This window comes from Dokdonella sp., assembly GCF_039926425.1.
In the GTDB taxonomy this organism is placed as follows: domain Bacteria; phylum Pseudomonadota; class Gammaproteobacteria; order Xanthomonadales; family Rhodanobacteraceae; genus Dokdonella_A.
The window spans coordinates 1-11,075 of record NZ_JBDSWZ010000285.1; the positions used below are offsets into that span (position 1 = coordinate 1).

The window sequence follows — 11,075 nt, forward strand, 5'->3', positions numbered from 1 at the left end:
CGCGGATTGAGGCCTGCAGCACCCGATTCGCTCAGCACCGAATCGAGATTGAGGCGCAGGTCTTTGGCGTAGTCGGGCAGGCTGCCCTTGATGGCGTCGAGAGACATGGGACGTTCTCCGGGAGGCGGTCCGGCGGGACGGCCGGACGGCAGAAAAAAGTCGGGCGACGATCAGGGGACCGTCGCCCGAGCCGGCATCTCACGGGGGGAGAGATCGATGCCGGTGGAACATCGTGCGACCGGCGCGCGTTGCGCGCGGGTCGCGTTCAACGATGGACGATCAGGCGACCTTGAGGGTCTGCTCGCCCTGCTTCCAGTTGCACGGGCACAGTTCGTCGGTCTGCAGCGCATCGAGGACGCGCAGCACTTCCTGCGGATTGCGACCGACGCTGCCGTCGGTCACATACGCAAAGCGGATGATGCCTTCCGGATCGACGAGAAATGTTGCGCGCTTCGCCACGCCTTCTTCCGGATCGAGGATTCCAAGTGCAGTCGACAGGCGCTTTGCAGTGTCGGCCAGCATCGGGAACGGCAGGTCATGCAGGTCCTTGTGGTCCTTGCGCCAGGCAAGATGCACGAACTCGCTGTCGGTGCTCGCAGCAAGCACCTGCGTGTCGCGATCGGCAAACTGGCTGTTCAAATCGCCGAATCCCTTGATCTCGGTCGGACAGACGAAGGTGAAGTCCTTCGGGTAGAAGAACACCAAGAGCCACTTGTTCTTGTAGGTGGTGTTGGTGATCGGGAAGAACGCCTTCTCGAGGCTCTCGGTGGAAACGGTGGCCTTGAGGTTGAATTCGGGAAACTTGTCGCCGACGGTCAGCATGAGCATGCTCCTTGATGGATGGATCGGATGGGTGCTGGAAAGGCACCGCTGAAATGGAGAACCGCAATACTACGGTCCGTCGCGTCATCCAGCCAATTGATTGATACAATCGTTTTGATAGGATGGATGAATCGAATCATGAACCTTCGTGATCTCCGTTATCTGGTCGCATTGGCCGAACACAAGCACTTCGGACGTGCGGCAACCGCGAGTTTTGTCAGCCAGCCGACGCTGTCGACGCAGATCCGCAAGCTGGAGGAGGAACTCGGCGTCGTGCTGGTCGAACGCACGCCGCGGAAGGTGCTGCTGACCGAGGTCGGTCGCGAAATCGCAACGCGCGCGCGCGTGGTCCTCGACGACATCGAGCAGATCCGCGGAATCGCGCGCCGCACGATGGATCCGGAGTCCGGAGCGATTCGCCTCGGCATCTTCCCGACGCTCGCTCCCTATCTGCTGCCGCACGTGATCCCGAATATTCGCGCGCGTTTTCCGCGCCTGGAACTGCTGCTGACGGAAGAAAAAACGGAAGCCGTGTTGTCGCAACTGCGCGAGGGGCGACTCGATGCGGGCATTCTCGCGCAACCGATTCATGATGATTCGCTGCACCAGCAGTTCCTGTTCGAGGAACCTTTCATGCTGGCCGTGCCGCTTGGCCATCCGCTCGCCGGGCGCAAGTGGCTCAAGCTTGCGGACCTCGCGCAGACCAGCCTGCTGCTGCTGGAAGACGGTCATTGCCTGCGCGACCAGGCGCTCGAGGTGTGCCAGCTTGCCGGCGCAAACGAACGCACCGGCTTTCGCGCGACAAGCCTGGAAACCCTACGCCAGATGGTCGCGGCGAACGTCGGCGTGACCTTGCTGCCGGTCCTCGCGGTCAAGCCTCCGGTGGCGCAGCAGGCCAACATGCGTCTGATTCCGTTCCGCGGTGGCCACGCGAGCCGACGCATCGCGCTGGTGTGGCGACGAAGCTCGGCGATGAGCCAGTTCCTCAAGCAGCTGGCGATCGAGTTGACGCGCCTTCCTGACGGCATTCTCGAACCGGTCGTCGATGCGGCGAGAGGAACCCCGCGTTAGAACGGGTCATCCATTGTTCTTTGGGCGTGCGCGAACGCTGCTGTCTATCCGCCCGCCAGCGAGTACGTGAAGTCGTACGCGTGTTTTCCGCCGGCGGCAATGACGATCATCATCGTTCCGGACAGGCCATCGAGTTCGCCCGTGGCTGACCCTGGAATCACCTGGATGTGTTGCTGCTGCGCCCCGCCATGCATCGTGCTGCTGTGTTGCAACGCGAAGCTGCCGCTGCGACCGTCCAGCGTCCCTGTGACGCGCTCGATCGCGACATAGCCGCCCGAGTCGCCCGCCTCGTTGCGCCATCCGAGCATCTCGCCCTGACTGGTCGCTTCGAGTGCTCCATGGAATTGCTTGTCCAGCGACATGCGGCCGACACCGGATTTTTCCGCCGGTGGATTGTCGGCTTTCTGCGGCAGCACCTTCACGTCGAATGGACCTTTGGCATGTTGGTTCATGCGCGCTCCTTTATTGTTGAACGAGGGAAATGACCCCCCAGCGGGCGCAGCGGCTTCCAAGCCGGACACGCCCCACAGGCAGGCGAATGCGAGAATGTGAAACGTGACGCGAGAGACGATGCCCATGCGGCCTCCAGCGATGACGCGGGAACGGATTGAATCATGCGCCAGGCGAACGGGATTGGAAAAACGCGACGGGCGCGCCACGGGTGGCTGCGGATGAAGGCATGACGCGCGACGTCGGCAGGGCACGCGGCGTCTTGCGAGCGCAAACGGGACCATGTGCGTTTCAGCACCTGCGCATCGCGCCATGCGAAGCCCTGTCGGATGTCGTCGACCATTTCTGGTTCGTGCGCTGGGATCTCGACGGCCATCTGCCGCAGACGCGAGAGACGCTCCCGCATCCAAACGTGCATTTGGTGATCGAACGCGGTCTCACGAGGATCTTCGGCGTCCATTCCACGCGGTTCACGCGCGTGCTGAAAGATCGTGGCTGCGCACTTGGCGTGAAATTCCGGGCCGGTGGCTTCCGGCCGTTCCTTGGCCGTGCAGTTTCGACCATCACCGACGCGTCGCTGCCGCTCGACGACGTATTCGGTCACGACGCCGATCTGCTCGAAGAGGAGGTTCTCGCGGCCGATGACGTACACGGAATGATGGCGATTGCAGCGCGGTTTCTCGCTGGCCGCAGACCTGCTGCGGATCCGCGCGTGTCGGTTGTCGCCGACATGGTTGCCGGGATCGCCGCCGATCGCAGTCTCCTGCGCGTCGAAGCGCTGGCCGATCGCCACGGTCTCAGCAAGCGCGCATTGCAGCGGATGTTCAACGACTACGTCGGCGTCAGCCCGAAATGGGTCATCAACCGGTATCGCCTGCACGAAGCGGTCGAACGGCTTGCTGGCGGCACCGACGTGGACTGGACAGATCTCGCGCTGTCCCTGGGTTATTTCGACCAGGCCCATTTCATCCGCGATTTCCGCACCTTGGTGGGACGCACGCCGGGGGAGTATGTGCGAGGAGCCGCCGCGTCGGCCTGACGCGCGAAACGTCGCGGCGTATGCTCGCAGGATGCGTGCTTTGGCAATGATCGAATACGAAGAACCACCGAAATCCTGACGAGGAAGATCGCACCGATGACCGACGCCGAATCACGCCCTCCGCTGCCGCCGTTCACTCGCGAGACTGCACTTCAGAAAGTCCGCATGGCCGAAGATGGCTGGAACAGCCGCGACGCCGAACGCGTGTCACGTGCTTATACCGTTGAGACGCGCTGGCGCAACCGCGCAGAGTTCGTCGACGGCCGTGACGCGGTGATCGCGTTTTTGCGACGCAAGTGGTCGCGCGAGCTCGACTACCGCTTGATCAAGGAGCTGTGGGCTTTCGACGGCGCACGCATTGCGGTTCGCTTTGCGTATGAATGGCACGACGACTCGGGCCAGTGGTATCGCTCCTACGGCAACGAGAACTGGCTGTTCGACGAACAGGGGCTGATGCAGCATCGGCACGCGAGCATCAACGATCTTCCGATCGCCGAATCGGCGCGGCTGTATCGATGGCCTGCAGGTGCGCGACCTGCCGATCATCCGGGGCTTTCGGAGCTCGGGTTGTAGCGCGGTCGCACCCCGCTTCGAGAAGCATCGCGAAAGGGCCCTGCCCTGCGCCGGATACGCTACTCTCCGCCGGTTCATTCCACGCGGAGAATCAGGCATGTCGGAGCAAGCATCGTGAGCGCCATCGACGGCATCAGCGCGCCACCGCGCAAGGAAATGACGATCCGCGGCCTGGTCATCGGCGTGCTGATCACCATCGTCTTCACCGCCGCGAATGTGTACTTCGGGCTGAAAGCCGGCCTGACCTTCGCGACGTCGATTCCGGCCGCGGTGATCTCGATGGCGGTGCTGCGCTACTTCAAGGATTCGACACTGCAGGAAAACAACATCGTTCAGACGGTCGCCTCGGCGGCCGGCACGTTGTCGTCCATCATCTTCGTGCTGCCCGGCCTGATCCTGATCGGCTGGTGGACCGGCTTCAACTACTGGACTTCATTCTCGATCTGCGCGCTCGGCGGGATCCTCGGCGTGATGTACTCGATTCCACTGCGACGAGCGCTGGTCACCCACTCCGACCTGCCGTATCCGGAAGGCGTCGCGTGCGCCGAGGTGCTGAAGGTTGGAGCAGGTGCCAGCGACGGCGTCAGCGCGGAAGCTGCGGCGAAATCGAACCGTGCCGGTCTTCTCGCGGTACTGTGGGGATCGATCGTTTCGGCGGTGTTCGCGGTGGTGGTCGCGACGCGCGTGTTCGCCTCCGACGTGGTGCACTACTTCCGCATCGGCGGCGAGCGCGGCGGCGTCACCGGATTCGATTTCTTTCTTTCGTTCGCGCTGTTCGGCATCGGCCACCTGGTCGGCCTCTGGGTCGGCGTTGCGATGCTGGTCGGCGCGGTGATCGGCTGGGGTTGGGGCGTTCCGCACTTTTCGGCGCTTGCCCCCGCAGCAGACTCGATCGCGACGCTCGCGAATACGACGTGGAGCCACAAGGTGCGCTTCGTCGGCGCCGGAACGATCGCCGTCGCCGCGATCTGGACACTGGCCAAACTGGTCAAACCGGTGATCAGCGGGTTGGCGTCGGCGGTCGCCGCGTCGCGCGTTCGCGGAGCCGGCAACGCGAGCACGTTGCCCCGCACGGAACAGGACATCCCGATCGGACAGGTCGGCCTCATTTCGCTGATCTGCCTGTTTCCGATCGGCTGGCTGGTGGCCGACTTCGCGCGGACCGCCGGACATGGTCTCGGCGACCACACCCTCGGGCTCGTGGTCGGTGCGCTGATCTTCATCGTGTTGATGAGCTTCTTCGTCTCGGCTGTATGCGGCTACATGGCCGGGCTGATTGGTTCATCGAACAGCCCACTGTCGGGCATCGGGATCATCGTGGTCATCAGCGCCGCGTTGCTGCTGGTGTTCGGACTCCGTTCGTCGCTGCCGGCGGGCAGCGAAACCGCACTCGTCGCGTTCGCGCTGTTCGTCACGTCGATCGTGTTCGCTGCGGCAGCAATCGCCAACAACAACCTGCAGGATCTGAAGACCGGCCAGCTGGTCGATGCGACGCCGTCGAAACAGCAGTGGGCGTTGGTCGTCGGCGTCTTCGCGGGCGCCGCGATCATTCCGCCGATCCTCGACCTCCTCAACCACGCGTACGGATTCGTCGGCGCACCGGGACCTGTGCGCGACCACGCCCTCGCCGCGCCACAAGCCGGGCTGATCTCGGCGCTGGCACAAGGCGTGATCCAGAACAACATCGACTGGGGCCTGATCCAGATCGGTGCGGCCATCGGTGTGGTGATGATCGTGATTGACGAAGTGATGCGCCGGACCACCAAGTCGGCACATCTGTCGCCCCTGGCCGTTGGTCTCGGGATCTACCTGCCCACTCAGAGCACACTGATGGTGGTCGTCGGCGCAATTGCCGGCTGGTACTTCGACCGCAATGCAGACCGCCGCTCGAAGAATCCCGAATCGACCAAGCAACTCGGCGTACTGCTCGCCTCCGGCATGATCGTCGGAGAAGGCTTGCTCGGGGTCGTAATCGCCGCGTGCGTCGCGTTCTCCGGCACCGATTTCCCGCTCGCACTGGTCAGCGACGACTTTGCCGCGGGTCCTGCGCTGTGGATCGGCGGCGCGGCATTCGCGGTGGTCATGATCGCGCTTTATCGCTGGCTGGGCCGGCTGTCGAATCAGGTCGCGTAAGTCCCGAATGACATCGATGCTCATTCCGTTGCAACTGACTCTGCCTGCGTGGGTCGATGACGAGGTCGACGCCACGCGTCTCTACACCGACGACGAATCGCAGGTCGGCCTCGCGATCCGCTTGGCCCGTCGCAACATCGAAGAACGCACCGGCGGACCGTTTGGCGCCGGGGTGTTCGACGGTGACGGTCGGGTCGTCGCGGTGGGGGTGAACCTCGTGCTCACCCAGCAATGTTCGAGCGCGCATGCCGAAGTGGTTGCGTTCTCTGCAGCGCAGCGGCGCGTCGGTCGCGCGCGCCTGAATGAGGACGGCCGTCACTACACGCTCGCGACCAGCGCTCAGCCGTGCTCGATGTGTTACGGCGCGTGCATCTGGGCGGGCATCGACACCCTGGTGATCGGCGCGCGCTCCACCGACGTGATGGAACTGAGCGAATTCGACGAAGGCCCGCTGCCGAGCGACTGGATCGGCGAACTCGAAAAGCGCGGCGTCGCCGTGCGGCGCGACGTGCTGCGCGAAGACGCCCGAGGCGTGTTCACGCTCTACGCCCAGTTGGGCGGCGAGAAATATTGAGGGCCAACGGCGGCGATGGAAACGCGAAGAGCACGAAGACGGTAACGTGAAGATCGTTTTTTTATTTTCAGTTCTTCGTGCGTTTCGTGCGTCAGGCTTCCGCTCTCGTTCTCACCGCCATCACTCAAAGCCATCCGCGAAGATCGCATCGTTCCCCGAGACGACCAGCAGGTTGCCGGACATCGCAGGCAAGCCGGCCAACGACACTGTCATCCCTGTCACTGCTCCTGTCGCAATCGCGTGCACCGCGTGCGTCGCGTCGAAGCCATACAGCGTCCAGTTGCTGCCGGGGGACGTGGCGAAGCCTACCGTCGCCGTCTGCGCCGACGTGGTCTTGTTGGTCAGCAGCACGAAGGTGCGCGAGCCGCCGGTGAAGGCGTACGCGCCGAGCTGGTCGACGTTCGCGCTGATCGCCGATACGCTCGAACCTTGCACGTTCGAGCCGGCGCCGTCGTAGTTCAAGAACAGCGTGAACGCATGTTCGACCTTGCTGTCCGCTGCCGGAGCGGTCCAGCGATTGGCCATGTCCACGCCTTCACGCGCAAAGATGCCGAACAGTTCCGCTTGGGCGACCGCGCCGCTGGTGGTGTTGTCGCCGCCCCAGTTGTATTCGGTGATCGCGAGTTTCATGCCGGTCGACCCGCACTGATCCTGAATCCAGCCGCGAACGCGCGGGATCAGGTTCGGCTTGCTGTAGTGGTTGCCGTCGCTGTCGCCGAGGTCGCTGATCCACGAATCGGAAATCCAGCCCGGGTCGTACAGCTCTTTCAACGACGCGAGCCGTCGCGCGGCCGTGGCCGGAGAATCGTCATCGCTGAAAATGCCGTTGCCCTGCGGGTAGTAGTGCAGGTCCATGTAGTCGACCGCGCGCGCGCCGCCGGCAAGTGGCTGCGAACACACCTGCTTTGCATACCACTCGACGAACGGCATTCCACCATGCGCGGTGCGATCGTTGCCGGTGAGGCAGTTGTCCGCAGCCGATCCGAACAGATCGCAATACCCCCAGGTGACCGGACCGGTCACTTTCGCGGCCGGATCCTGCTGCTTGATCGCGGCGGCATAGCTCACCGCGGCGGACCACGCTTCGTCGTAGGTGGTCGGTAGCGGATGCACGTCGCGATGGGTCGAATTCCACAGCATGATCTCGTTGTCGAGCGCGTAGTACTTCACGCCATTGCCACCAGCGCCGCCGAAGGTGGACGCCAGGTGCGCAACCCAGGCCTTCTGGAATGCCGGATCGGCCGGCATCGACGTGTCGGCCGGATCGTTGCCGGTGATCGGCGTGTTGTTCGTGCGAACGCCGTTGCCGGCGTCGGGATCGTAGAAATCCGTCGACTGCTGCGCGCCGTAACGCATCACGGAAAATCCGGCGAAATAAGGGTGCTGGAGTGGCGAGTCGGCCCGCGGCGTCCAGCCGATCGTCGGAATGGTCAGCAGCACATCGCTTCCCGCCGAACGCGCCGCGCCGACGAACGCGTCGGCGGCGTTGCCGAGCGGTGGAACGTGGGTGCGATCGGACGCGCCGGGAATGTTCTCGTAGTAGTAATCGGAGGCCGTGTTGTGCACGTCCACCTGCCAGTTGTAGCGCGTGACCGAATTGCCACCCCACCGCTGTAGCGTGTAGCCCATCTGCGCATTGCGCGTCTGGTCGCCAAACGCGACCCCGAAGATCAGCGGGCTGAATGCATGCACGTTTGCGGCGGTGTCGACCGCCACCGCGATTGCCGCAACAGCGCGTGTCGGCAGCAGCGCGGGAGCGAATGCCAGCACGATTGCCGACAGTGCAAGCGGGTGGCGAGGCAGTGCGATGCGCATCGAAGGTCCTCTTACGTGGCGGATTGCGCGACGGTATCGACCGCGGCCGCACGATTCCCGCGACGCCATCACACTCGTCTTGGGGCGGCGCGACAGGCATCATGCGACGCGGCCAATGATGGACGCGTGCCCGGTCCGATCATGCCCGCTTCAACCGCCACCAGCTTGCTCGCCTATTGCCGACCCGGATTCGAGGGGGAATGCGCGCAGGAACTGGCGGCCCACGATGCAGACTCTGGCGGCGGCGGGTACGCGCGCGCCGAGCGCGGCAGTGGATTCGTCGAGTTCGTGCTGCCGGATGCCGATGCCGCCGATCGACTGGCTCGAAGCGCGACGTGGCGCAATCTGGTGTTCTCGCGCCAGTTGCTGCGAGCGCTGGGGAGTGCGCGCAATCTGCCGGCGCGCGATCGCCTGTCGGAATTGCTGCCGATCGTGCAGGCGGATGCGTTCGACGGCGAGCCGCGACGCTGGTGCGACGCGTGGGTCGAATCCCCCGACAGCGACGCTGCGCGCGAGCTGGCGCCGCTGTGCCGCGGACTCAATGCAGCGCTCATCGCTGTCATGAAGAAGGACCAGATGATCGACCGGCGTTCGCGCTGGCGACTGCATGTGTGCATGACCGCGACCGATGCCGGCTTCGTTGCCCGCGCCATGGTCGATGCTGCGGCGCCGTGGCCGGGCGGCATACCACGACTGAAATTCCCGCAGGCGGCGCCGAGCCGCTCGACGCTCAAACTCGAGGAAGCGCTGATCGTGCTGCTCGACGACGGTGAGCGGGAGCGCTGGCTGAAACCCGGGATGCGAGCAGTCGACCTCGGCGCGTCGCCAGGCGGCTGGACCTGGCAACTGGTCGCGCGTTCGCTCCACGTGACCGCTGTCGACAACGGACCGATGGATGCCGCCCTGCTCGGGAGCGGTCTGGTCGAGCATCTGCGCAGCGATGGATTTCGCTACCGGCCGTCGAAACCGGTCGACTGGCTGGTGTGCGACATGGTCGAGCAGCCGCGTCGCGTCGCCGCGCTGATGGCGCAGTGGCTCGCCGACGGTGCGTGCCGCCACGCGGTGTTCAATCTGAAACTGCCGATGAAGAAGCGCTACGACGAAGTGCAGCAGTGTTTTTCGCTGGTGCGCGATGCGCTCGCCGGCCGGGTGGAACTGCGCGCCAAACAGCTTTACCACGACCGCGAAGAGATCACGGTGTACGCGCGTGCGCTCGATTGAGCGGGTTTGTATCGGAACGCGCCGGTGGACTGAATGCCGGGTGGCAGCGGCACCTCCGGGTGCACGCGTGCACCGGCTATGCTTGGCGACCTCGCCGCTGTCGCCCGTGATCGTCCTTCGATGAAATCGCTGCGTTCCTTCCTGCCCCTGCTGATCCTGGTCGGCATCGGCGTCGCGCTGTTCTTCTCCGGCGCGCTCGATCGCTTCGCGCCGCAGCACATCGCGCAGGAGCAGATCGATCTGCAGGCAGACATCGCCGCGCATCCAGTGCTTGCCGCGTTGTCGCAGATCGGACTGATGACTCTGGCGATCGCCACCGGCATCCCCGGCGGCATCGTGATCGTGCTCGCCGGAGGGATGCTGTTCGGATTTGTCGAAGGCACCTTACTGTCGACGCTTGGAGCGACGCTCGGCGCGGCCATCCTGTTCCTCGCGAGCCGATCCGCGTTCGCGCATGGCAGCGGCTCCGCACCGGCGCTGGTCGAGCGGCTGCGTTCGGGCTACCAGTCTTATCCGGTCAGCTTCGCGCTGTTCCTGCGCCTGGTGCCGTTCTTTCCGTTTGGCGGCGTCACCGTTGCCCTCGCTTGGCTGCGTTGCCCGCTGTGGTTGTTCATCACCACGACCGCGGCCGGAGGCGCCGTGATGATCGCATTCGAGACGGCGCTCGGCGCAGGCCTGACCGACATCATCGCGCGCGAAGGTTCGGTGTCGCTGAGCGTTTTCGCGCATCGACGCGTGCTGCTGCCGCTGCTCGGCATGGCGATCCTTGCACTGGTTCCGGTGGTGCTCAGTCAGCTTCGCCGGCTCGCGCGGGAGCGACGCGAGGCGGCGCGGGCGCGGGCGGAACCGGGCGATTGAACTCGACTGCCACCATTTCACGTCAACGTCGGCGAAATCCGCGCGAAAACGACCACGCACATCGCGTTGAGCGGGTGGTTTGCGTTCCGCTATGCTGCTTCGCTGTCCGCGCCCAATTTCCGAGGCCCCGTTGAGTCGCACCCAGCCCCCCGTCGTGCGCAAATCGCTGTGGCGTGCCCTTGCGCTGACCTTGCTGGTGGCCGCGCTCAATGTGGGTCTGTGGGGGTTTCTCAACCGCCCTGTGCACATTACCGACTGGAAGGGCGACATCGGGGGCGTCGCATTCAACCCGTTCCAGCGTTATCAGGATCCCACTCGCCAGTTGTTCCCGAACGAGACGGAGGTCGACAGCGACATCCGCCTGCTATCCCGTTTCACCAAGCGCCTGCGCACCTATTCGTCCGCAGAGAACCCTCAGATCCCGCGGATCGCGAAGTTCTATGGCATGACCGTGATGGCCGGCGCGTGGATCGAAGGGCGGGCCGAACGTAACGAACGCGAACTGGCTGCGCTGATTGC

At 64.4% G+C, this 11,075-nt stretch carries 10 protein-coding genes and 1 pseudogene; 8 read left to right on the forward strand and 3 right to left on the reverse strand.

What is annotated here, in order from left to right; all coding sequences use genetic code 11:
• Positions 1-279: 279 nt before the first annotated feature.
• Positions 280-822 carry a peroxiredoxin gene (locus ABIV12_RS16250; protein WP_348061253.1) on the reverse strand — a complete coding sequence of 181 codons (543 nt, stop codon included), beginning with the start codon at positions 820-822 and terminating at the stop codon, positions 280-282.
• A 138-nt stretch (positions 823-960) separates the two neighbouring features.
• Between ABIV12_RS16250 and ABIV12_RS16255 the strand changes: the two genes are divergently transcribed.
• Positions 961-1,893, forward strand: a complete 933-nt coding sequence (locus ABIV12_RS16255; RefSeq protein WP_348061255.1) for a LysR substrate-binding domain-containing protein — start codon at positions 961-963, stop codon at positions 1,891-1,893.
• 44 nt (positions 1,894-1,937) lie between these two features.
• On the opposite strand, the gene ABIV12_RS16260 is transcribed toward ABIV12_RS16255, so the two are convergent.
• Positions 1,938-2,345 carry a DUF3224 domain-containing protein gene (locus ABIV12_RS16260; protein WP_348061257.1) on the reverse strand — a complete coding sequence of 136 codons (408 nt, stop codon included), beginning with the start codon at positions 2,343-2,345 and terminating at the stop codon, positions 1,938-1,940.
• A gap of 227 nt (positions 2,346-2,572) precedes the next feature.
• On the opposite strand from ABIV12_RS16260, the gene ABIV12_RS16265 reads away from it, so the two are divergent.
• From ABIV12_RS16265 to ABIV12_RS16280, 4 genes are all read left to right on the forward strand, one after another.
• On the forward strand, positions 2,573-3,382 hold the full coding sequence (locus tag ABIV12_RS16265; protein WP_348061259.1) for an AraC family transcriptional regulator: 810 nt from the start codon (positions 2,573-2,575) through the stop codon (positions 3,380-3,382).
• Between the two features lie 96 nt (positions 3,383-3,478).
• Complete coding sequence (locus tag ABIV12_RS16270; protein ID WP_348061261.1) at positions 3,479-3,955, forward strand: nuclear transport factor 2 family protein; 477 nt, start codon at positions 3,479-3,481, stop codon at positions 3,953-3,955.
• A gap of 156 nt (positions 3,956-4,111) precedes the next feature.
• Complete coding sequence (locus tag ABIV12_RS16275; protein WP_348061270.1) at positions 4,112-6,088, forward strand: oligopeptide transporter, OPT family; 1,977 nt, start codon at positions 4,112-4,114, stop codon at positions 6,086-6,088.
• 7 nt (positions 6,089-6,095) lie between these two features.
• On the forward strand, positions 6,096-6,662 hold the full coding sequence (locus ABIV12_RS16280; RefSeq protein WP_348061263.1) for a nucleoside deaminase: 567 nt from the start codon (positions 6,096-6,098) through the stop codon (positions 6,660-6,662).
• Between the two features lie 120 nt (positions 6,663-6,782).
• Here ABIV12_RS16280 and ABIV12_RS16285 read toward each other — a convergent pair whose 3' ends face one another.
• Positions 6,783-8,477, reverse strand: a complete 1,695-nt coding sequence (locus ABIV12_RS16285) for a glycoside hydrolase family 44 protein (protein WP_348061264.1) — start codon at positions 8,475-8,477, stop codon at positions 6,783-6,785.
• A gap of 141 nt (positions 8,478-8,618) precedes the next feature.
• Between ABIV12_RS16285 and rlmM the strand changes: the two genes are divergently transcribed.
• The 3 genes and pseudogenes from rlmM to ABIV12_RS16300 form a co-directional block, all read left to right on the forward strand.
• On the forward strand, positions 8,619-9,698 hold the full coding sequence (rlmM, locus tag ABIV12_RS16290; protein ID WP_348061266.1) for a 23S rRNA (cytidine(2498)-2'-O)-methyltransferase RlmM: 1,080 nt from the start codon (positions 8,619-8,621) through the stop codon (positions 9,696-9,698).
• 120 nt (positions 9,699-9,818) lie between these two features.
• Positions 9,819-10,556: a VTT domain-containing protein gene (locus ABIV12_RS16295; RefSeq protein WP_348061268.1), complete on the forward strand. Its 738-nt coding sequence runs from the start codon at positions 9,819-9,821 to the stop codon at positions 10,554-10,556.
• A 130-nt stretch (positions 10,557-10,686) separates the two neighbouring features.
• Positions 10,687-11,075 (forward strand): annotated as a pseudogene (locus ABIV12_RS16300) (benzoate transporter); the annotation flags it as partial.